The sequence below is a fragment of the Amygdalobacter indicium genome, assembly GCF_029101545.1.
In the GTDB taxonomy this organism is placed as follows: Bacteria; Bacillota; Clostridia; order Saccharofermentanales; family Fastidiosipilaceae; genus Amygdalobacter; species Amygdalobacter indicium.
The window spans coordinates 1,079,607-1,102,552 of the sequence record NZ_CP118866.1 but is presented as its reverse complement, the minus strand read 5'-3'; the positions used below and the strand labels follow the sequence as shown (position 1 = coordinate 1,102,552).

The window sequence follows — 22,946 nt, the reverse complement described above, 5'->3', positions numbered from 1 at the left end:
GCGCAGCTCCCTGTCAACACTTTTTTCGCCGAGCAGAAAAATTTTATGAGTCAAAAATGATAATGTCCCGGTATAACACAAATGAAAATGTCCTGAAAGGTGCAGACTTCAAGGCGGGAGATGGACGTTGAATTTTGACAGGCGGAACAATTGAACTATAATGAATTTTGACAAACGCGCTGAAGGTAGGAGAGTAGTTTTATGGAGCAATTACAGGGAGAGGCGATGAATTTAAGTCCGATAACGGCGGAGGCTCTGCATCTGACCGGCAATAGCAAATTTTTGGCATTGCGTCGGATTTTTCCCCTGTTTGTTTACCATGACTTTATTTATAAGATTAATCACACGGAAAAGGCATGGGAAATCACTTGTCAATGGCATTTTTCTTTACCGACTTTAACAGATTTTTTGCCCACTTGCACCATAACTGTGCCGCATAAAGTCGCAGACCGATTAAGAATTAACGACATTACGGCAATAGAAACATTTTTATTTCAAATAGGCTTGATGGAGAGCATTTCTTATTGGAAAAGCGTCTGCCCTTTGCGTTATGTCTGCTCTTTAGTCCCTATTCCCGCAACAGCTGCAGCCTCTTGGCAGGACTGGTATTTTAACGGCTTGGGGGAGTTCCTTTATCGCAATAATATCTCGATAAATCCCGCAGAATTGTGGACTTATTCGTTGACGGAGCAGGTTGAAATTTCCTGCCCTTTGAATCTCCCTGATTCTTCCTGGCACAAAGTCACCTCTTTGACGCACTTCGCTTTGACTGAGCCTGTTGATAACGGAAAAGCGACTTCAGATGCGAGAAAAGTACTTATTCCTGTCGGCGGCGGCAAGGATTCCGTTGTGACGTTGGAACTTTTACGGGAAAAAGAACGTTACGCTTTTGCGATTAATCCCACGCAGGCAAGCAGAGATTCTATTGCTTTGGCTGGAATAGATGAGGAACATTGCCTGTTTGTGCAACGCCGTCTGGACCGGAAAATAGTCACTTTAAATCAACTGAATTTTTGGAACGGCCATACACCTTTCTCGGGCATAGTAGCTTTTTACAGCCTGTTTGCCGCTTATCTGACAGGCATACCGTATGTAGCCTTGTCCAATGAAGCTTCCAGTAACGCCGCTACTGTTGCCGGCACGGAAATCAATCATCAGTATTCCAAAACGGCAGCCTTTGAAAGCTCTTTCCGCACGTACAGTTGCCTGTATCTGGGCGCAGCGGCGGAGTATTTCAGTTTTCTTCGACCTTTACAGGAAATAGCTATTGCTCGGATTTTTGCCCATTATAAAGCCTATTTGCCTTATTTCCGCTCCTGCAACTTAGGTTCCAAAGAACAGGCCAACAAGTGGTGTAATAATTGCCCGAAATGTTTGTTCGTCAGCCTGATTCTGGCAGTATATTTAACACCGCAGGAAATGCGGACAGCCTTTGGCGCCGATATTTTGCAAAATGAAAATTTATTGCCGGATATGGCCGGATTATTGGGTGTCACCCCGGTAAAACCGTTTGAATGCGTCGGGACGGTAGAAGAAGTGGCGTATGCCGTTTGCAAACTTTTGAATCGCTATCATCGCACCGAACAACAGTTACCCTGCCTTTTACAGGCTGCAGCTACTTGGATAGCTGCCGGACGTTGCAGCTTGCTTACATTTACGGGCGGAGAGTATGTTTATGCAGGACCTGATTTGCAAAAATTACAGCCGGCACCGTTCTTAAACCCGGAATTTCAAGAAATATTACAAAATAAAATGAAAAACTTAGAGGATGAGCATGAATAATAAAGAAACAATTGTTGCTGCTTTACATAGCCGTTTTGCCGGTAAAAAAGTTCTTATCTGGGGACTGGGGAGAGAGGGCAAGGCCAGCTTCGATTTTTTTGCCGCTAACTTCCGGCAACTGGAACTTGAAACGTTAGCCGTTAGTGACCTTAATCCCGAACCATGTGCGGAATGCTTGGAAAAAGCCGAAGCTTACGGTATAGCTGTAAGTAGTTACAGCGCGGCGGCTTATCCGCCTGACTTATCACAGTTTGATCTTGTGCTTAAAAGCCCGGGAATCAGTTGTAAAAATTATGTCTATGAAGCAAAAGCGACAGCAGAAAACTCATTTTCCGCTCCGCGCCTGCAAATTGCGCCGCAAACGGAAATAACCTGTCAGGTTGACTTGTTTTTGCAAATATACTGTCAGCAAACGGTAGCTGTTACCGGGACTAAAGGTAAATCAACAACTACTTCGCTGCTTTACCATTTGCTTGATTGCGCTGAACAGAAATCGGCGTTGTTGGGCAATATAGGCATAGCTGCTTTCAGTCGGATTTTTGATTTGGGCAAAGATGTTGCCGCCTTGGAACTTTCCTGTCATCAGTTGGAATTTACAACGCACACTGCTAAAGTTGCTTTGTTGACAAACTTGTATCCGGAGCATTTGGATCATTATCACAACCTGGAAGAATATTATCAATCCAAAATTAATCTGATCAGACAACCTGCAGGGCGTCAATGGGTGATTTTGCCGGCATATGAAGATAATTTACTGCAACGTGCCGTACCGGTTTTACAGCAAGAACAATATGTTTTTTACTTGTGTCGTAATCAGAACGATTTGGCGAATTTACAAAAATATTATGATGTATTGCCACGACAGGAATTAAAAAAGAAGGCCTATATTTTTACTTTTTCCGCCGAAAAAAACGAATTGACGTTTAGCGGTATTTCTTTAGAAAATTGTTCCGAAAACGCTGAGCAGTCGAATGTTGCTGCGTTTGAGGAAAATTCATGGAATAAGTGCACTTTGCAATTTTCCGCTCAATTGCAGATCTTGCATATGAAACTGGACAGTGTTTTAGCGGTGATGGCAACTTTTGCCTATTATTGCGAGCAAAAAATTGCAGGCGGCGGCAGCTTGGCGTTGCCGGAGCTTTGGGCGGAATTTCAGAAGGAACAAAAGGAGCATATTATCAGCTGCCTGCGGGAATTTACCGGTTTGGAGCATCGTCTGCAATATGTCGGTACATACGGCAGTCATCCTGTTTATAATGATTCTATCTGTACAATTCCTTTGGCGGCAATAAAAGCGTTGACCGCATTACCGCAGTGCCGCACGATAATATTGGGCGGTTTGGATCGGGGCTTGGATTATACCGAGTTGTACGATTTCCTTAAGCAGCATGAGTACAATGTTATCGGCTTGCCGACTACCGGTCATACCTTAACGGCGCAATTGGCTGTCGGTGCAAGTGCCGCGGAGTTGAAACGTTATTATCAGGCAAAGGATATGGCGGAAGCTGTGAATCTGGCCTATAAAATTACAGCACCGGGTAAGGGCATTTTGCTTTCGCCGGCAGCAGCCAGCTATAATACATACAAAAATTTTGAAGAACGGGGTAGATGCTTCGTCGCCGAGATTAAACGGCAGGCGCCGGCAAGTGGTGCCGAGACGAAGTGATTTTGCGGAAATTGAAGGAGGTTGTATGCCAAGAAGAACTAAAAAACGCAGTTTAACTGCCGATATTGCTAAAATAATTACAACAGTGCTGCACAGTGCCTTAGGCCTTTTTTTACTGGGTGTATTGCTTATAGTTGCCTTCATCGGCATTCTACTTTTGCTGACCGGTAATAACTATCATTTACTCTTTTTAATTTTAGGAATTTTATTCCTGTTGATTATAGCTGTCGCCTGGTTACGTTATTATATGCATAGTGCCGAATAAATTAGTGCATATTGAACACAAGGGCGGAAAAAATCTACTTTTAGCCCTAATTTTTCCGATAATAATTGGCAAAATGTAAAAAAGCGCCTCTTTTTGCGAGATTTTGTTGACATAGCCGAAGAATAGGTTAAAATGGTGTATATGAGATAATTTACTATTGATAATTAAGAGGTGGAATATGAGAGAATTCTTAATGAGCGATATTGATGTGCAGGAATTTATGCGTGCTTTGGACAATTGCCGCGGTAATGTCTACCTGATTAATGATGAGGGAGACAAATTCAATTTAAAGAGTAAATTAAGCCAAATGATCGGCTTGGTACGCTTGATTGAAGGCGGTAAGCTGGCAGAAGCCAAGATTGTTTGCGACAATGTCGAAGATGAGTCTTATTTGTTCCGTTTGAATTTGTTCGGTGAAAAAGCCGCAGACGAGAGCGAAAAATAAGCAGTTCTATGATTAAGCGGGTGCCCGATTTATTTCGGGCACTTGCTTTTTTTCTTGAGCTATGCTAACTTACTATACGTTCGATTTATTTCTGGAGAGTTGGCCGAGCGGTCGAAGGCGCACGATTGGAAATCGTGTTTACGTTCAAAAGGCGTAACGAGGGTTCGAATCCCTTGCTCTCCGTATATTGCCGTCGTGTTTAAGTGACGGCATTTTTTGTTTGACTTATATCGCAATTAGTGCTATATTTGGATAACGCCTGTAAGGGCTTTATTTTTTATGAAAAAATTTCGGAGGGATAATCATGGCTAAAGCAGCAGTAAGAGACAAAATTATTTTAGCTTGTGAAGATTGTAAGCAACGCAATTATTCAACCAAGAAGAACAAGTCCAACACTAAGGACCGCTTGGAATTGAAGAAGTACTGCCGTTTCTGCAGAAAGCACACAACTCATAAAGAGACTAAATAAGTCTGAATTTTAAGGAGCTAAGATGGCTAAGAATACAGACAAGCAGAAGAAAACAACATTTTTTGACAGATTTAAGAAGTTTTTCTTAGGCATTTATACAGAGCTTAAACTTGTAGTATGGCCGACGAAGAAGAGCTTCCAACAGTCTTTAATAACGGTGTTGGTATTGTGCTTCATATCGGGCTTACTTATTTTCGTGGTGGACAGTTGTATGCAGCTGGTACTTAATTTCACCGGTTTCAACGACCCTGTGAAACGTCCTGCTGCTCAGGCACATGTCGGCAAAGATACAAGACCGACAGGTACTGTTAAAGTTTCCGAACCTCAAACGACAAGTCAAGCGCCGCAGGCTACGACAGCTAAGGCGACAACGAAATGATGGAGATGAGCATGGATCAAGCTTTGAATAAAGAAGAACAAACGGAGCAGACTGAGAGCACAAATGCAACTGCTGTGCCGGCTGCCGAGAATGAGACGGCGACTGTGACCGACAAAAAGCCGGAAGCACAGTGGTATGTAGTTCATACTTATTCAGGCTACGAGAACAAAGTTAAAGCTACTTTGACACAGGTAATTCAGAACCGTGGCTTGGAAGATCTGATTCAGGAAGTTTCCGTACCTACTGAAGAGCAGGTTGAGATTAAAGACGGTAAACGTCACGTCTATGAGCGCAAAGTTTACCCCGGATATGTTCTGTTGAAGATGGTTATGAGTGATGAACTTTGGTATATTGTCCGCAATACGCGCGGCGTTACGGGCTTTGTCGGTCCTGACGGCGATCCTATCCCGCTGACAGCGGAAGAATTGGCTATTGTCGGCGTCGAGTCGGATTGGGATCCTATCGTCGATTACAAAGTCGGCGATCCGATCAAAGTTATTCACGGACCGCTTGAAGGCTTTATCGGTACGGTCCAGGAGATCAATCACGAGAAGAAAAAAGTTGTGGTTATGGTTTCCATGTTCGGCCGGGAAACACCGGTTGAGTTGGAATTCACTCAGGTTTTAGCCGTTTGATTAATTAATTAGATAACAACCGCTTTCGGCGGTATGTAAAATATTTTGGGAGGTGGCTATTATGGCCAAGAAAATTACAGCTTATGTCAAGCTGCAAATTGAAGCGGGCAAAGCAACTGCTGCGCCACCGGTAGGACCAGCACTGGGTCAACATGGTTTGAATATCGCCCAGTTCGTTAAAGATTTTAACGCTGCAACACAAGCTGATGCAGGTATGGCAATTCCGGTCGTTATCACCGTTTATGCGGATCATACATTTACTTTTGTAACAAAGAAACCGCCGGTAGCATCTTTATTGCGTCGTGAGTGCAAGATTAAGAGCGGTTCAGGTGTTCCGAACAAGACAAAAGTAGCGACTATGACTTGGGATCAATGCTTGGAATTGGCAAAGATTAAAATCGTTGATACTAACGCCGCAAATCTTGAGTCATGTGCCAGCATGATTGCCGGTACGGCTCGCAGCATGGGTATTGTCGTCAACGGCAAGCCGGATAAGGAGTAAGCTTCATGAAACGTGGTAAGAGATATTTAGAGGCAGCTAAAAAAGTTGAGCTTTCCAAAGTCTATACTTCGACTGAGGCTATGAAATTGCTCAAAGAGACTGCAACAAGTAAATTTGATGAATCAATTGAATTGCACATTCGCTTGGGTGTCGATTCCAGACATGCCGATCAACAGGTCCGCGGTGCAGTAGTTTTGCCCAACGGTACAGGTAAAAAGATCAGAGTCCTGGTTTTCTGCAACGACAAATTGAAAGAAGCTGCAACTGCAGCCGGTGCCGATTATGCCGGCGGTATGGAGTTGGCTGAGAAAATTCAGAAAGAAAACTGGTTCGATTTCGATGTTGTTATCGCCAGCCCGGATATGATGGGTGTGGTCGGACGTTTGGGTCGTGTTTTAGGACCTAAAGGCTTGATGCCTAACCCCAAAGCAGGTACGGTTACACCGGATGTTGCTAAGGCTGTTAAGGAATCTAAGGCCGGTAAAATCGAATTCCGTTTGGACAAGGCAAATATTATTCACTGCCCGATCGGTAAGGCTTCCTTTACTGCTGAGCAGTTGGAAGCTAATTACAAAGCTTTGATGGGTGCTGTTTGGAAAGCTAAGCCGGCTGCTGCTAAGGGTCAATACATTAAGAGCGCTGTTTTGGCTGCTACTATGGGCCCGGGCATCAGAGTTTCCGGTAACATCTGATTTTCAGCATTTAATTGTAAAATCGTTAAAGAAGAAAGTGAGTTGGTACTTGCTTTCTTCTTTGTTTTATGTTAAATTATCGTAGTTATACCAAAGATAGCCGGTGCGCTCTGCGCTTAATATCCTGCTGAGGTAGCGTTACATAGTGATTTGCTTCCTCTCTCTTGCTGCTTTGGTAAGAGATTTTTTTGTGTAAAGGAGGATCAATAATGCCCAGTTCGAAAGTTTTTGAAAGTAAACAGGCAGTAGTTAACAAGTTGAAAGATTTGTTTCAAGGTGCTGAGACTATCGTTTTAGCAGATTACCGCGGATTGACAGTTGAACAGGATACGGAATTACGTAAAGCATTACGTGAAAATGGTGTATCTTATCATGTCTTTAAGAATCGTTTAGCTAAGATTGCCGCCAAAGAAGCCGGTTTGGAAGGCTTGGCCGAATATTTGCAAGGTCCGACAGCTTTTGCTGTCAGTAAGACTGATGCAGTTGCTCCGGCACGTTTACTCAAACAATTTAATGAGAAATTTAAGTTACCAGTACTCAAAGGCGGTGCCAATGCCGGTGTGGTTTTGGACAGCAACGGTGTTAAGGCTTTGGCTGATATCCCGGATATGAATACTTTGCGTACACAATTGGCTTACACTTTGAACAGCCCGATTACTAAATTGGCTGTTGCTTTGAAGGCTGTAAGCGAGAAGAACGGCGAAGCGGCTGAGTCTGCTCCCGCTGCTAATGCCTAATTATATTTTACTAAGGAGGATAATATGGCAAGCGAAAAAATTACAAAGATTTTAGACGAAGTTAAAGCAATGACAGTCTTGGAACTCAATGAGTTGGTTAAGGCTATCGAAGAAGAATTCGGTGTTTCAGCTTCTGCTGTTGCAGTTGCTGCTCCTGCAGGCGGTGCTCAAGGTGGCGCTCAAGAAGAAGAGAAGAGCGAATATACAGTTATCTTGAAGTCAGCCGGTGCTGCTAAGATTAAGGTTATCAAGGCTGTTCAGGCTATTACAGGTTTGGGCTTGAAGGATTCTAAGGACTTGGTAGACGGTGCACCTAAGACTTTGAAAGAGAATGTCGAAAAGGCTGAAGCTGATGAAATTGCTGCTAAGATTAAAGAAGCCGGCGGCGAAGTTGAATTGAAGTAATTCATTTTTAACTGCCGCAATTTTGCGGCAGTTTTTTTCGTAAATTAAGAAAAAAGCTATTGACAAATGACAAAATTGCGTGTTACAATAGCAAAGCACTTCAAGTTGCTAAGACTTTAGTGATTCGAAGTAATCCGGCGGTATAGCTCAGTTGGCTAGAGCATTCGGTTCATACCCGGAGTGTCGTTGGTTCGAATCCTACTACCGCTATTTTTTCGGCCCGTTGGTCAAGAGGTTAAGACATTGCCCTTTCACGGCGAAGACAGCAGTTCAATTCTGCTACGGGTCACTTGACAATAATAAGCATGAGTGATATGCTAATTAAGCTCCGATTCATGCGGGATTAACTCAGTGGTAGAGTGTCACCTTGCCAAGGTGAAAGTCGCGAGTTCGAATCTCGTATCCCGCTTTCTCGGAGCTTTTTTGGCACCATAGCCAAGCGGTAAGGCAGAGGTCTGCAAAACCTTTATGCATCAGTTCAAATCTGATTGGTGCCTTCAGAAGAGCGCATAAGCGCTCTTTTTTATTGCTGATTTTCGACTCTTAAGCTTGTCTTGTTTCTGTAATTTTATAGTAACATACACAATGACATGACGTCAGTTTTGTGCACTTTCCTGAATTCAATGATAAAAACTTCTAAATATATATGCGCATAAGGTATACTAATCTTTACATACTAGCGTTCAGCTATTACAAAAGGAAGAAGTTATATGCGTAAATTCAAGAATGTAAGTCCGGTGATGTTAAACCCGGCTTTTTTACGGCGCCTCTTGGCTACTACCTTGAGTGCCGCTTTAGTTTGGGGTTCTTATACAATGACTCCTTATGTTTATGCCGATGGTGCAATTGAAGGTGATTATCTGAAATATGCCCGTCACGGTAAGTCTTACAGTGTCAATAAGTATGTAAGCGTAGAGTACAATTATGGTACCTATGCTGAGAATGAGTTTAAGGAAGACCCTTACGGAGAGTACGTTAAAGTTACTTATCACATGAATGCCAGTCGTGATTGGTGGTATGTGCGTAATTTCAGATGGTTTACTATTCCGGAAAATTTGGAATTGGTAAAGCCGGAATCTATTTCCATCGAACGTGAGCGTAAAGGTAATGAGAATGACTCATATAAAAGTTTCAGCTTAGCTGATTGGCATACAGGTTACAGCCGTTTCCTGGTTAAGAAGGGTGACAAGAAGTTTGAGCAGGCATTCAAGGAATTTACCGATACATCTTATGATAAAAACGATGCCTCATATAATGCTACATATAATGATTATAAAAATGAAGTGCAATATCTCCTGAGTGACTGGCAGCCTTTAGGTAGTGTTGATACTAGTTACACATTTATTGCTAAAGTTAAGGATAAGGACAAAAATAAAAAATTGCATTTCCTGGGCGGTATGTATCAGATTGCCCGTAACCATCACTTCAATTTAGGCAGTGACAAGGTTATTCCGGAGAAGCCGCCGCTTACAGATACTTTGACGCCTGCTTATCCGGCGTTGACCGAGGTTAATAATCCGAAGGATTTGACGGCAGATGAAGTTGAGGCGGTTAAAAAGGCCTTCAATGCTGCCCAGACAGAAGAGTATAAGAAGAACGTGAAGGAAATTAATGTCGGCAAAGACGGCAAGTTGACTATCACTTATACGGACGATTCGAAAGATTCTATTCCGGGTATTTTATTGGTTAAGAAAAAATCCGCTATTGCCGATACGGTTGAACCGGTAGTGCCTAAGCGGACGGAAGTTGCCGATTTGCAGAAATTGGATGAAGATGAAATTAAGAAAGTTAAGAGCGCTGTATTTGATGCTAATGCTGAATTGTTCCAAAAGAAAGAGCTGTTCAAAGACGGTGATGCCGATAAGGCGGTCAGTGTTGCTGCAGACGGTACGGTGACGATTACTTATAAAGACGGTTCCAAAGATGAAATTAAAGGCGAAAATCTGGTCGTAAAGAAGCAGACTTTAGCTGAGAAATTCGAGCCGAAACCGTGTAAACGTGTCGGGGTCAAGAATATTAAGAGCTTGGAAGAACAGGAAGCTAAACATGTTACTTCCAATATTCTAGACGCCAACTTTAGTTATACAGTTGACGGTCAAACGTTTAGGGATGCTCTGGGAGATAATTTCGTCGATGCTATATCTGTCGATAAAAACACAGGCATTGCCACAATTAATTACAAAGACGGTTCTAAAGATACTATTCCGGCCGACAGTTTAATTTATGAATTACCGAAGTTGGCGGAGCAATATCAGCCCAAGCGTTGTCAACGGCAGGAAGTGAAAGATGCTGCTAAGTTGGAAGCAGATGAAATTAGTAAGTTACAGGCAGCTTTAACTACAGCTAATGCTGCCATTAAAGATCAATTGGCAGCCCAGGACCCGATTAAAGTGGCAGCCGACGGTACCGCAACTTTTACTTATAAAGACGGTTCGACGGCGACAATTCCGGGTAAGCAGCTGGTTTATCAAAAATCTGCCGGCGGAACAGCTCCGGCTCAGGAAGATCAGACGCAGGAAAAGAAAAATGTTAAAAGTCAGGACGGCAGTGCCGATTTTGATTTGACTTATGTAATTACCAAAGTTCCCGTAACTAACCCGCAAGCACCGACAAATGCCGATTTCGAAAAGGCTATTAAGCGCTTTATTTACGATAATTTCGACAATGCCGCTTTTACCGGCAAGAAGTTCGAGCAGGTGGAGAACGACCCGGTTTTCAATGTTGTTAAATTGGACGGCAGTAATAATCTGGATACAACTCACGGCTTTGATATTTTCACGAAAAAAGATGCTACCGGAAACTTTAATTTCGATCAAAACGGGATGGCAATTCCGCATATTATCAAATTTGCTCAGCAAAACGGTAACTTGGTTGTTTCAGCTGCTGCCGGACGGGATCAATTCCCGGAGCTGCTGAAGTTCAGCAAAGATAAGCTCTTCACGCAGGCACAGCAAAACCCGCAAGTTGAGCCGCAAAACGGTGAAAAAGAAGAGGCTGAGAAAATTATTGATGACATGATCAAAAATGGTGAAATCAGTCCGGAAGACGGTGCAAAAATCAAAGATGATATTAAAAATGCCCATAGCACGGACGAGATCAATAATAAGTTAAATGAAGCCAATACCAAGGCTAATGAAAAAGCCGAGAAGGAAAAAGGCCAAGGCAATCTTGAGAAAAAGAAAGCAGAGGCTGAAAAGACCATTAACGGTTTGGATAATTTAAGCCCGACCGAAAAAGAAAATTACAAAAAAAGAATCAAAGAAGCCCAAAGCGCTGATGCTATTGAAACGATTATTCAGGAAGCAACCGGTAAAAATGCGGAGAATAAGCAGAAAAAAGATGGCGAACAAAAGAAAAATGACGCTATCAAAAAAATTGATGATCTCAAGCATTTAACACCGGAAGAAAAGAAAACTTTCAAAGACAAAATCAATAACGGCGAAAATATTGAAAATGTTTTGAAAGACGCTAACGCCAAGGATAACGAAAATGCGAAAAAGACGCAGGCGGCGGATAATTTGCAGCAACAACAGCAGGCAGCGAAAGATTTTGTCAATGCTTTGCCGAATTTGACGGAAGAGGAGAAAAAAGATTACTGTTCCAAGATTGATCAGGCACAAACGGCTGAACAAATTGCGGCGCAGACGGATGAGGCCAAGACCAAGAATGACGAAAGGCAGGAAGCACTAAACAAAGCGCGGCAGGAAGCCAAAGAAAAGATCAACAAACTGAATTATTTGACGGATGAAGAAAAGCAAAAAGCCAAAGAGAATGTCGATAAGGCGGCAACTGCAGATGATATTAACAAGGTTGTCGAAGCTGCTCAGACCGACAATCTTAATAAGCATAAAGAAGCGGCGAAAAAATTGCTTGACAAAGATTTAAATCCGAATGATAAGAATGCAGCCGAACAAAAAATTACGGCGGCCAAAACCGATGAGGAAGTTGATCAGGCTGTAGAAGAGGCCAACAACAAAGCCAAACAAAATTATGAGGCGCAGGAACAGCAAGGTTTAGCAGATGCCAAAGCCAAAGCAAAAGATGAAATTGAAAAAATGAATTTGCCGGCTGAAGCAAAACAGAAGTATCTGCAGGATTTGGAGAAAGCCAAGAATGCGGAAGATTGTGAAGTTATCGTGGCGGTGGCGCAGAAGTATAAGCAAAGAGAAGCGGCCAAAGCCGAGATAGACAAGCTTACGCATCTTAATGACGCTCAAAAAGCCAAATTGAAACTTGATTTGGACGGATCTGCCACAGATGAAGAATTTGCCGCAACTCTTAATGAAGGTAAACGTTTGGATCGTCTGATGGCCGAACTTGCAAAAGTGGCAGCTGAAGCAGCTAAAATCCCCGAGTTACAAAACAAAGATGAGCTCAAAGAAGCGCAGCAGTTAATTGCTGCAGGTGGCCCGGCGAAAGAAAGCAGCGAAGTGGAAAACTTAATTAAGCGGCTGGTTGCTTTGAGTGATAAATTGAAGCGTGAACCGAAGGCTTATTTGCAGGAACAACTGGAAAAGGCGAAAAAGGCGAAGGAAGATGATAAGAACGAATCTTCTCAAACGGCTATTGCCAAGTTGGACGCTGCTATTAAAGCGGCTGAAGAAGAGCTGAAGAAGACGGATGAGCAAATTGAACAGGACAGTCAGGTAGCGGAAGACAGTGCAGTTCCAGGTGCCAAGAGTAAAGTGGATGAATTGGCGGATAACCTTATTCAAGCTGTAAATAATCTCGATGCCCGTTTACGTAAGGCTTTAGAGGCTGAAATCGCCCTTTCACAGGAAACTAAGAAACAGCAGACTTATACGAACGAGCCGGACAAGGCGAAGAAAGATGCTTTCGACAAGGCTCTGAATGAAGCTCTTACTGTTATTAAAGATCAGGCTGCAACAGCCGAGTCTTTGGAAAATGCCCGTTCCGTTCTGGCTAAAGCGCGGGCCGAATTGCAGGGAATTATTTTGCCGGATGAGAAGGATAAAGTTCCGGTAGAAGATATCAATGATTTCAATAATCTGACGGAGCAGGAAGAGCAAAAAATTAAAGATAAGCTGTTGGAATTGAATAAACAGTTGCAGGCGGATCAGATTGTTATTGAAAAAGCGACAGCTAAAGCGGTAATTACCGTGAAGGGCAATAAGCTGGAAGTGAAGTTGATCGACCTTGTGCGCCAGGCTGACAAATCGCCGGTCAATCCGCAGATTATTCTGGGAAATGACAATTACAACTTGGATATTCCTACAAGCAAAGTGGAAGTTGAGGATGTCGATGATGTAAGTCAAGAAGAAGGCGATAAAGCGGCGGAATTGCTGGAAGCTTATAATCGTGACAAGAATATTGATCATGTTACTTTTGATGCGGCACTGCAGAAGTTAATTGTGCGTTTCCGTGACGGTAATATTGAATACGTATCTATTGCCAAGTTGGTTGAACTCAGTTCCAAACCTGCCGGCAGAAATCATCGCGGCGTAGTTACGAAAACGGGTGAAAGTGCTGATATGTTCGGAATTTTCGGAGCATGTATGTCGGCTGTAGCCCTTGCTTTGAGCCGTTTCAAAAGACGTCGCCAATAAATGATAAGCAATAGTCATAATTGTTGACCTGTAAGCACCGGGAGTTGACTGCAAGACGGTTGATTCCCGGTGTATTTTTGCTTTGCCGTTGAACTTAATTTTTAGTAAAATTGAAGAAATGATCCGGTAGGGAGAAATGAGCGTGAATAAAATTTTAGAAGTAGATAACAGGACTCTTTCTCAGGTGCTGTTGCATTGTTTGGTTTTACAGGCAGCGGAAGAGCAGGCTTTGAACGAGTTGATGGAGAAGGCGGTGCCGGCAGATTGTCTCAGCTATAAATTATCGGAATATAATTATTGCCGATTGTTGTCCGAGGTGCCCGAACAATTATTGCCGTATTTTTCAGCTTATCAGAATTTTGCATATTTGCCGCCGCAGCTGCTTATTGCAGTTGCCAATCATCCTGCTTGTATATCTGCTTTTTTGCAGACGGCTTACAATTTACCTTTGCCTGATTTTTACGGTTGCGTGGCGGATTTTGAAGCGTGCAGTACAGCGAAATTGCAGGACTTACGTTCGCGTATTCCGGAAGAATTCCTTAATTTACTGGCTCAGGTGCCGAGCGATACGACTGCTTCTGAAAAACTTAAGCAGGAATATCGGGCGCTGATGGCTGATTTGTCGGCGCAGGCGGCGGCAACTAATTGGCAGTTTAAGCAAGAAGTCTTACAAGCACAGGCGGATTATAATTGTACCCGTTTCTTAGTCGAATTAGCGGACCTTATTTTTAATCGGCGACAAGAGCCGCTTAATTTGGTCTATCAGGCGGTAAGTGCAGAAAATTTACATTCCGTGCGGCGGATCCTTTCCGAACAATATGCTCGACTTTTGCCGAAATTCGGGGAGATTGCCGAGAAAAACGACAGTTTGAGTCAGGTTTTATTGCGTCTAACTGCATTTTTAGCCGCGGAACATATTCAGCTTTTGGAGAAGCTGACAGAAACGGTTTTAGGTCGACTCAAACAGACGGCGTCCAAGAATGTTTTACTGCAAGATGAACGCTTACTTGCTGAAATTCAATTACTTTTTACAGCTTACGGCAGTTTGGTTGAAGCGCAAAGCGGACCTATAGATGCCGAGTCGGCTGTTAATTTGCCTCCTACTTCCGAGCTGACAGGATTTATTCGCAATTTTTCGCAAATTTTTGATCTAACAGTCAGCACGAATAGTGGTAATATGTATATAGCGGAACTGATTATTGATTGTGGTAGTTTAACTTTGGCCCGACGCCTGCGTGACTACTTACAGTCTAATTATACAGCGACTGAAATTTTGGAGTCCGAAGATTTGCGTGACTGGCTGAGAGTATTAACACATTATTCTTTGCCAGTTGAGCGCGAGTGTTGAGTACGGGTAAAGGCGGGGAGTTTATGCCTTCAGTAAGTTTGAAACGAATTATTGACGAATTTAAGTTGGAAGTTATTACCAGCTATACAAGTTTGGATGAAGTTATTATCCAAGTTGCGGATGTTACGCGACCGGGACTGCAATTGACGGGATTTTTCGATCATTTCGGAGCTAATCGTTTGCAGCTTATAGGTAATATGGAAATGGCTTATCTCGATCAGTGCGCGCCGAAAGAACGTCTGGTGCGTTTGTCCAATTTGTTTGCCCGCGGTATTCCGGCTCTGATTATTTCTCGAGATTTGGAGGTTTCGACTGAAATGTTGGTAGCTTCCAAGCGTTACAATGTACCTCTTTTACGTACACCGCAGGCGACCAGTGATTTAATCAGTGCTTTGATTAAGTTCCTTAATCTGGAATTGGCACCGCATACGACTTTACACGGAGTTTTAGTTGAAATTTACGGTGAGGGTATTCTGATCTTAGGTGAAAGCGGTGTCGGTAAGTCGGAAACTGCAATGGAGATTGTTAAGCGCGGTCATCGTTTGATCGCTGATGATCTGGTGGAAGTTAAACGTGTCAGCGATACAACTTTGTTGGGTCAGGCGCCTGAGATGATTCGGCATTTGATTGAAATCAGAGGCTTGGGAATCATGGATGTGAAAGAGCTTTACGGTGTGTCTTCCGTTAAAATTCAGGATACGATTAATTTCGTTATTAATTTGGAATTATGGGATGAGAATAAAGTATATGAGCGTTTGGGAACTAAAGAAGAATATACAGATATTTTAGGAATTAAAGTTCCGTCTATTACCATTCCTGTGCGTCCCGGCCGTAACTTGGCCATTATTGCTGAAGTGGCGGCGATTAATTTTCGGCAAAAACAAATGGGATATAACGCTGCCGAAGCTTTGCTTACTCGTTTGTTCGGTAATACGGAAGATAAGACTGTATTGATTTAGGTCAAAAATGAGGTAGATATGAGTTTGTTTCAACAAGAAATTGCGGCGCTGCAGACAGCGACGGAACAGAGAGTTATGTTCAATAAGGCGCGGGAGCAGGCGGCATTTTCCAAATTAGCGGCGGCTTTTCCGGCTATCAGACGGCAGGTTCCTTTGAAACCTTACTGTAATTTCGCCGTCGGCGGTCAGGCAGCCCTGTTTTATGAGGTAACTTCGGAAAGTGAATTAATGCGGCTCTATCGCTTTTTGCAGACGGAGCAATTGAATTTACCTATAGTTTTACTGGGGCAGGGATGTAATTTATTGCTTTCAGATAACGGTGTTAATGCTCTGGTTATTTATTTGGGTGACCGCTTTGCCAAGACGGCGCTGTCGCCTGATTATCGTACTTGGGATTACCCTTATATTGAAGAAATTCAGAGGCACAAGGCGTTGCAAGGAAAAGAGCATTTGTCGGAGGAAGAGTGGCAAAGCTATGCGCTGATTCATGTGCAGGCGGGTCAGACTTTGAAACGGACGGTCCAATTGGCGGCGCAAAATTCTTACAGCGGTTTGGAGTTTGCCTGCGGTATCCCCGGAACTGTGGGCGGTACGACGTACATGAATGCCGGCGCTTACGGCGGTACGGTTGCAGATTGCCTGTTGGGCGTGCGTTATTTGAGTCCGGATTGCAATATTATAGAATTGCGTCCCGGGTATTTGGATTTGCAATATCGTTCCAGTTATTTTATGAGTCCGGCGATGCAGGGCGCAGTGATTTTAGGTGTTACTTATCTTGTGCAAAAAGCGAATAAGCAGGATATTGCTGCTGTAATTAAGGATTTAACAATTAAAAGAGAGAGTTTGCAACCGCTCAATTATCCCAGCGCCGGTTCGATTTTTAAGCGACCGGAGGGGTATTATGCCGGTAAACTTATCAGCGATGCCAAGCTCAAGGGCTTCAGAATCGGCGGAGCGATGGTTTCGGATCTGCATGCCGGATTTATTGTTAATGTTGCTACAGATTGTCAGTCCCGTGATATTTGTCGGCTCATTCATAAGATACAGGAAACGGTGCAATCGTTATACGGTGTCACATTAGCTACCGAAGTCAGATATATAGGTGATTTCACCGAGCAGGATTTTGAGGACTGATTTTTATGCCGGAAGTTATAGATAAATCAGCTGAACAGGGAGAGGAGCTCAATTTAACTTTTTCCCAAAGCGCGAAACAGGAAATTCTGCAGGCGATGAAAAACAGGCTTTTGCAACATCCGATTAAATTGGCGGAATTTCGTAAACAGAATTTATATAACCGTTTGCAGACCGAATTTACTTATGGGCGTCGCGGTACTGAAAAAACGGATGAAATAGGTTATGCCGATGAATTTGTGCTGTTTATAATTCTCCTGACCCAGGCAATTTTCAAGCCTTTTTATATCAGCTTGTGCGTGCGCAATAAAACTTTGGAAGAAGTTCTGCTCTTACTGTTTGAGCAAATTTTCCAAATTAAACCGGATAGACAATGCAACAAGAGCAGTGTTACGTTGTTAATTAGGCGCAGTAAAGAAAAAAGGCAAATAACCGATTTTCTCAGAAGCTATTTCGCCTTCGACCCGGATACTTACGGCTTTCATTTTTACGCCAAAAACCTGGAAGCGGCGGAAAAACGTTCAATTCTGCAAGCTTTATTTTTAGCTGCAGCCTCCTTGGCCGATCCAAGCTTGACTTATCAATTGGAATTTATTTGTCGTCGTTGTTCAGTTTATGAACTGTTACATGAACTTCTGGTTGAAATTAATTTGGTTAAAGTTCGCAAAAGTAGGCACCCGCGTAAAAAAAGAAAGAAGATTGTGCCCTCGAAGCTGGTTTTACGTTCCGGAGATGCAATAGGCAGTTTTTTGCTGTTTATCGGTATTCAGCAAAAATTGTTGGAATACGAAAATATCAGGATTAATCGGCACTTACGCGGTGATGTCAATCGGGTGGTGAATTGTGATAATTACAACCTCAGTAAAACTGTTAATGTTGCCATTGAACAGGTCAAAGAAATTATGACCTTGCAAAATTCAGCTTTATGGGACAGCTTGAGTGAAGACTTGAAATTTGTAGCTCAATTACGTCTGGATAACCCGGAATGTTCTTTGAAAGAGTTGCAGGATTTCAGCACAATCAAATATTCGCGTAACGGTTTGTATTATCGTTTGCGAAAGTTGCATAATTTAGCAACGGCAGCCGCCAAAGACAGCTTACAGCAAACTATAGATTAGTAGAAAGAACGGAAGAAAAGTGGAAGAAAAAGTTAAGCAGAATAATTCATTGGAAATAGCTTTGTTGGAACCGGAAATACCGGGAAATACAGGAAATATAGCCCGGACCTGCGTCGCCCTCGGAGCGAAGTTGCATTTGGTCGGGAAATTAGGCTTTGTAATTGATGATAAGCGGATTAAACGCTCCGGTTTGGATTATTGGTTCAGATTGGATTTAACCTTATGGGATCATTTGGATGATTTATTCCATGATTTTTTGGAGCGCTATCCTGACGGCGGTATTTATTATACTTCGTCCAAAGCTAAACTTTGCTATACTGAAGTACATTATCCGCCGCATACTTTAATTCTATTCGGCCGGGAAACTCACGGTTTGCCCGAGTCGCTTTTGTTGGCTCATCCTGAAAGGAGCCTGCGTATTCCGATGCTGCCGGAAGCCAGATGCCTTAATTTGTCCAACGCGGCGGCAATTTTAGCTTATGAATATATGCGGCAACAGAATTTCCCGAATTTGCTGAAAATAGGTGAAGTTACCGGTCGAGGAGACTGAAATGCCTATAATTGCGATTAAAATGTTGGTATAATTAAGATTGAAACTTTTGGAAAGATAAGGAGCCAGTATGTTAGACATTCAATTAATTCGTCAGCAAACGGATTTAGTCAGCCAGAAATTGGCAAAAAAAGGTTGTAACGTCGATTTCACGGAATTTCTTAAACTTGATAAGGAACGTCGAGCTTTGATTCAAAAAACGGAAGAATTGAAAGCTTTGCGCAATAAGGTTTCCGCTCAAATCCCGCTTATGAAGAAAAACGGTGAAGATGTCGGTCAACAATTAGCTGAAATGAAAAATGTTGCCGAAGAGGTTAAGCGTTTGGATGCTGATTTAGCCCGAATAAATGAGAAACAGACAACTTTCCTGCAATCGTTGCCCAATTTACCGGATGATGACCTGGTAGGCGGCGGGAAGGAAAATAATAAAGTTATCTCTATGTGGGGTAAGAAACCGGAATTTGATTTCCAACCGTTGCATCATGTGGATATTGCCGAGAAGTTGCATCTGATTGATTATAATCGCGGTGCCAAAATGGCAGGTTCAGGATCTTGGGTTTATACAGGTGACGGTGCTTTATTGGAATGGGCTTTGCTGAATTATTTTGTGGAACAGCATATAGCCGACGGTTATACCATGATTTTGCCGCCTCATATGTTGAATTACGCCAGCGGTTACACGGCCGGGCAGTTCCCGAAATTTATTGATGACGTTTACTGGTTGGATCATGCTGAAGAACGCAGTAATTTTATGTTACCGACAGCGGAAACGGCATTAGTTAATTTGTATCGGGATGAGATTCTGGATGAAAAAGAATTGCCTAAGCGTTTCTTCGCTTATACACCTTGTTATCGGCGGGAAGCCGGCAGCTATCGGGCGGAAGAGCGCGGTATGATTCGCGGTCACCAGTTCAATAAAGTTGAAATGTTCCAGTATACGACCAAAGACGGGTCGGATGCCGCTTTCGAGGAGCTGGTAGGTAAAGCTTGTAAGTTGGTTGAGGGCTTGGGATTGCATTATCGCCTGAGCAAGTTGGCAGCAGGTGATTGCAGCGCTTCGATGGCCAGAACTTACGATATTGAAATTTGGATTCCGTCGATGAATGACTATAAGGAAATTTCGTCCGTATCCAACGCCAGGGATTATCAGGCTCGCAGAGGAAATATGCGCTATCGGGACAGCAAAACAGGTAAGATTGAGTTTGTTCATACCTTAAACGGTTCCGGTTTGGCCACAAGTAGAGTTTTCCCTGCTATTTTGGAGCAATATCAGACAGCCGACGGTAAAGTGCGGGTGCCGGAAGTGTTGCAGAAATATTTGCACGGCAAAACTGTTTTAGGTTAAGATTACCGGAAAAATCTTACATTTGTTTGTTCCTATTCCTTAAATTCAGGCATAATAAGCCCCAATAAAGGCAACAGTAGCGACGATGTAGGATTTTTTTTAGGCAGTAGAAGAAAGAGAGAACAATGGAAGATAAGATTAAAAAAGAAGAAATGCGTTATTATCAAGCTGAGCGGAGTGAACTTTTACAACTTTTGGATACGGATGCGAAAAACGGCTTGACACTTGAACAGGTGAATTCCCGCCTTCAGGCTGAGGGTGAAAACAGTTTGAAGGAAGCACCGCAGGAACCGTTTTGGCGAAAAATATTAGCCCAGTTTGAAGATTTTACAGTTATTATCTTAATTGTTGCTTCTTTAATATCCGGCTTTACCGGTGATTTACTGGAATCTTTGATTATTATTGCCATTGTTGTTGTTAATGCCGTTTTGGGCGTTTTGCAGGAAGGTAAGGCGGAAAAAGCGGTTATGGCGTTGAAAAAGCTGACGTCGCAATCGGCTAAAGTTGTGCGTGACGGCAAGCTGCAGCAGATAGATGCTGCCAAGTTGGTCCGCGGCGATATTGTGCGCCTGGAAGCCGGTGATATTGTGCCGGCGGATTTACGCTTGCTTTCGGCTTCCAATTTGAAAGTGGAAGAAGCGGCTTTAACAGGTGAGTCGGTACCTGTCGACAAAAATGCCGACTTTATAAGTCAGGAGCCGCTGCAACTGGGCGATCGCAAAAATATGCTTTTTTCAACTACAGCTGTGACTTACGGGCAGGCGGAGGCCTTGGTCGTTGCTACGGGTGAAAATACACAAATCGGTTTTATCGCTAATAAATTGGCCGATATTTCCGAACAAATGACGCCGTTACAAGTCGGCATCAACCAATTGGGCAAAGTTTTGGGCATAGCCTGCATAGCTATTACTATTATTACTTTCCTGGTCGGCTTAATTCAAGGCGGTGAACCTTTCAATTTGTTTATGACCGCTGTATCTTTAGCTGTGGCTGCAATCCCGGAAGGGTTACCGGCTGTTGTGACGATTGTTCTGGCTTTGGGTATGAATCGGATGGCCAAAAAGAATGCCATAGTCAAACGCCTGTTGGCGGTTGAAACTTTAGGCTCGGTTAATGTTATTTGCTCCGATAAAACAGGTACTTTAACGCAAAATGCCATGACAGTTACACAGGTTTATGTCGGGGAAGAATTATACAGTGTTACGGGTAACGGCTATACCCCGAGCGGTGAGGTTAAAACAGCTGATAATACTGTTTTAACTGCTGAAAATTTGTCAAGTCCTTTCCGGCGTCTGTTGGAAATAGCTACATTATGTAATGAAGCGGCTTTGGATTTGCAGGCGGGAATATATAAGGTTATCGGGGATCCGACGGAGGGTGCCTTATTAACTTTAAGCGGTAAATTGGGATATAGTAAAAGCTCTTTGGAAAATGAAATTGATATTACCGGTAAATTGCCCTTCGACTCCGGCCGCAAAATGATGTCGATTTTTTGCCGCGACTCGGAAAATAATTCTTTGTCATTGACCAAAGGTGCGCCTGATATTGTTTTGCAGCATTGTACGGCGGAACTGACTGCTACGGGCGTGCGGGAATTGACACCGGCAAGACGGGCGGAAATTTTGCAAAAAAATTCCTATTTGGCGAAGCAGGCCTTGCGCGTTCTGGCTTATGCTTACAAGGAAACTGAAACAGTTGATTTTGCCGCTGAAGATAAAATGATTTTCGTCGGCCTGACCGGTATGATCGATCCGGCCAGAAAAGAAGCCAAAGAAGCGATAGAGGTGTGTAAGGAAGCCGGTATCAAGGTGAAGATGATTACCGGTGATTATAAAGATACTGCCGTGGCTATTGCTCGTGATTTGGGCTTGGTAGGTGAGAATGAAGACGAGGCTGTTTTGACCGGGACTGAACTCAGTAATATGAGTGATGAGGAATTGGCAGCCAAAGTTGGGACAACAGCGGTTTATGCTCGTGTTTCGCCCGAACATAAGGTGAAAATTGTCGAGGCTTTACGGAAGCAGGATGCTATTTGTGCTATGACCGGAGACGGTGTTAATGATGCGCCGGCTTTGAAGCAGGCTGATATCGGCGTTGCTATGGGAATTACCGGGACGGAAGTAGCCAAGGGAGCTGCCGGTATGATCCTGACTGATGATAATTTTGCAACTATTGTTGCCGCCGTAGAAGAAGGGCGAATTATTTATGCCAATATCCGTAAGTTTGTCGGTTTCCTGCTGTCATGTAATATCGGAGAAATTCTGGTTATTTTCTTAAGTCTGATGATTTTGGGACCGGAGATGATTCCTTTGGAACCGATTCAATTACTCTGGTTGAATTTAGTTACCGATTCCTTCCCCGCTTTAGCTTTGGGCCAGGAAAAAGGCGAGCGTGATATTATGTTGGCACCTCCCAGAGCGAGAAAGGCTAAAATTCTGGATAAAGAAATGGCCTGGTCGATTGTGGTTCAGGCAAGTGCAATTTTTATTTGCGTATTTGCCGCTTTTACATACGGCAGATATATTTATCCTGACTTTATTCTGACAGACGGCGTGAAACAGATTGCCAAAGAGTTTGATTGGTTGGCTTTGCCGGGGCATATGCCGGCAAGCGGAGCGCGTACGATGGCTTTTACAACTTTGATTTGTGCGGAGTTACTTCGTGCTTTCAGTTGCCGTTCGGAACATTTTTCCGTTTTCAGCATCGGTTTGTTCAGCAATAAGGTAATGGTGCGTTCGACGCTCTTATCTTTCTTGCTGTTGCTGGTTGTGCTGTATGTACCGTTCCTGCGACCGATTTTTGATACCGTTTCTTTGACGGTGCAGGATTGGATCGTTGTCATTGTGCTGTCGTTAGTACCTTTTGCGGCCGGTGAAATATTCAAGTTGTTGTATCATCGCTCGACGCGAAAACTGAGCAGCAGACGTTAATTTGATTTTGACAGAATTGTT

19 protein-coding genes, 5 tRNA genes and 1 other annotated feature are annotated in these 22,946 nt (G+C 43.2%); all 24 genes read left to right on the top strand.

Annotated elements, in window-relative coordinates:
- The first annotated feature begins 201 nt into the window (after positions 1-201).
- The gene (locus PYS60_RS04620; RefSeq protein WP_315568056.1) at positions 202-1,782 is read left to right on the top strand and encodes a hypothetical protein; all 1,581 of its coding nucleotides are present in this window, start codon (positions 202-204) and stop codon (positions 1,780-1,782) included.
- Positions 1,775-3,448, top strand: a complete 1,674-nt coding sequence (gene murD, locus PYS60_RS04615; protein ID WP_315568055.1) for a UDP-N-acetylmuramoyl-L-alanine--D-glutamate ligase — start codon at positions 1,775-1,777, stop codon at positions 3,446-3,448. The genes PYS60_RS04620 and murD overlap by 8 nt, the downstream gene beginning before the upstream one ends.
- A 25-nt stretch (positions 3,449-3,473) precedes the next feature.
- A complete protein-coding gene (locus PYS60_RS04610) occupies positions 3,474-3,713 on the top strand; it encodes a hypothetical protein (protein WP_315568054.1) in 240 nt (79 codons plus the stop codon).
- Positions 3,714-3,891: 178 nt separating this feature from the next.
- Positions 3,892-4,158 (top strand): hypothetical protein, encoded by a 267-nt coding sequence (locus PYS60_RS04605; RefSeq protein WP_315568052.1) that lies wholly within the window; start codon positions 3,892-3,894, stop codon positions 4,156-4,158.
- Between the two features lie 93 nt (positions 4,159-4,251).
- Positions 4,252-4,341, top strand: a tRNA-Ser gene (locus PYS60_RS04600).
- Between the two features lie 121 nt (positions 4,342-4,462).
- Complete coding sequence (gene rpmG / locus PYS60_RS04595; RefSeq protein ID WP_315568050.1) at positions 4,463-4,627, top strand: 50S ribosomal protein L33; 165 nt, start codon at positions 4,463-4,465, stop codon at positions 4,625-4,627.
- Positions 4,628-4,649: 22 nt separating this feature from the next.
- On the top strand, positions 4,650-5,006 hold the full coding sequence (gene secE / locus PYS60_RS04590; protein WP_315568049.1) for a preprotein translocase subunit SecE: 357 nt from the start codon (positions 4,650-4,652) through the stop codon (positions 5,004-5,006).
- A complete protein-coding gene (gene nusG, locus PYS60_RS04585; protein ID WP_315568048.1) occupies positions 5,003-5,641 on the top strand; it encodes a transcription termination/antitermination protein NusG in 639 nt (212 codons plus the stop codon). Before secE ends, nusG begins: the two co-directional genes overlap by 4 nt.
- A 61-nt stretch (positions 5,642-5,702) precedes the next feature.
- The gene (rplK, locus tag PYS60_RS04580) at positions 5,703-6,143 is read left to right on the top strand and encodes a 50S ribosomal protein L11 (RefSeq protein WP_315568046.1); all 441 of its coding nucleotides are present in this window, start codon (positions 5,703-5,705) and stop codon (positions 6,141-6,143) included.
- Positions 6,144-6,148: 5 nt separating this feature from the next.
- Positions 6,149-6,835 carry a 50S ribosomal protein L1 gene (rplA, locus tag PYS60_RS04575; protein WP_315568044.1) on the top strand — a complete coding sequence of 229 codons (687 nt, stop codon included), beginning with the start codon at positions 6,149-6,151 and terminating at the stop codon, positions 6,833-6,835.
- Positions 6,836-6,907: 72 nt separating this feature from the next.
- Positions 6,908-7,033 (top strand) — a sequence feature (ribosomal protein L10 leader region).
- An 11-nt stretch (positions 7,034-7,044) separates the two neighbouring features.
- Entirely contained in the window at positions 7,045-7,572 is a 528-nt protein-coding gene (gene rplJ, locus PYS60_RS04570; protein ID WP_315568042.1) for a 50S ribosomal protein L10, read from the top strand.
- A gap of 24 nt (positions 7,573-7,596) precedes the next feature.
- Entirely contained in the window at positions 7,597-7,977 is a 381-nt protein-coding gene (rplL, locus tag PYS60_RS04565) for a 50S ribosomal protein L7/L12 (RefSeq protein ID WP_315568040.1), read from the top strand.
- Positions 7,978-8,113: 136 nt separating this feature from the next.
- Positions 8,114-8,187: transfer RNA gene (locus tag PYS60_RS04560), tRNA-Met, on the top strand.
- 7 nt (positions 8,188-8,194) lie between these two features.
- Positions 8,195-8,266, top strand: a tRNA-Glu gene (locus PYS60_RS04555).
- A 48-nt stretch (positions 8,267-8,314) separates the two neighbouring features.
- Positions 8,315-8,386 (top strand) — tRNA-Gly (locus PYS60_RS04550).
- A 16-nt stretch (positions 8,387-8,402) separates the two neighbouring features.
- A tRNA-Cys gene (locus PYS60_RS04545) sits at positions 8,403-8,474 on the top strand.
- Between the two features lie 213 nt (positions 8,475-8,687).
- The gene (locus tag PYS60_RS04540) at positions 8,688-13,544 is read left to right on the top strand and encodes a hypothetical protein (protein ID WP_315568038.1); all 4,857 of its coding nucleotides are present in this window, start codon (positions 8,688-8,690) and stop codon (positions 13,542-13,544) included.
- A 142-nt stretch (positions 13,545-13,686) separates the two neighbouring features.
- On the top strand, positions 13,687-14,892 hold the full coding sequence (locus PYS60_RS04535) for a hypothetical protein (protein WP_315568036.1): 1,206 nt from the start codon (positions 13,687-13,689) through the stop codon (positions 14,890-14,892).
- Between the two features lie 23 nt (positions 14,893-14,915).
- A complete protein-coding gene (gene hprK, locus PYS60_RS04530) occupies positions 14,916-15,851 on the top strand; it encodes an HPr(Ser) kinase/phosphatase (RefSeq protein ID WP_315568034.1) in 936 nt (311 codons plus the stop codon).
- 18 nt (positions 15,852-15,869) lie between these two features.
- The gene (gene murB / locus PYS60_RS04525) at positions 15,870-16,985 is read left to right on the top strand and encodes a UDP-N-acetylmuramate dehydrogenase (protein ID WP_315568032.1); all 1,116 of its coding nucleotides are present in this window, start codon (positions 15,870-15,872) and stop codon (positions 16,983-16,985) included.
- A gap of 5 nt (positions 16,986-16,990) precedes the next feature.
- Positions 16,991-18,100, top strand: coding sequence for a DNA-binding protein WhiA (gene whiA, locus PYS60_RS04520; protein WP_315568030.1), 1,110 nt, complete (start codon positions 16,991-16,993; stop codon positions 18,098-18,100).
- 19 nt (positions 18,101-18,119) lie between these two features.
- Positions 18,120-18,650: a tRNA (cytidine(34)-2'-O)-methyltransferase gene (locus PYS60_RS04515; protein WP_315568028.1), complete on the top strand. Its 531-nt coding sequence runs from the start codon at positions 18,120-18,122 to the stop codon at positions 18,648-18,650.
- Between the two features lie 70 nt (positions 18,651-18,720).
- Positions 18,721-19,995 carry a serine--tRNA ligase gene (gene serS / locus PYS60_RS04510; protein ID WP_315568026.1) on the top strand — a complete coding sequence of 425 codons (1,275 nt, stop codon included), beginning with the start codon at positions 18,721-18,723 and terminating at the stop codon, positions 19,993-19,995.
- A gap of 125 nt (positions 19,996-20,120) precedes the next feature.
- A complete protein-coding gene (locus PYS60_RS04505; protein ID WP_315568025.1) occupies positions 20,121-22,925 on the top strand; it encodes a cation-translocating P-type ATPase in 2,805 nt (934 codons plus the stop codon).
- Positions 22,926-22,946 lie beyond the last annotated feature (21 nt).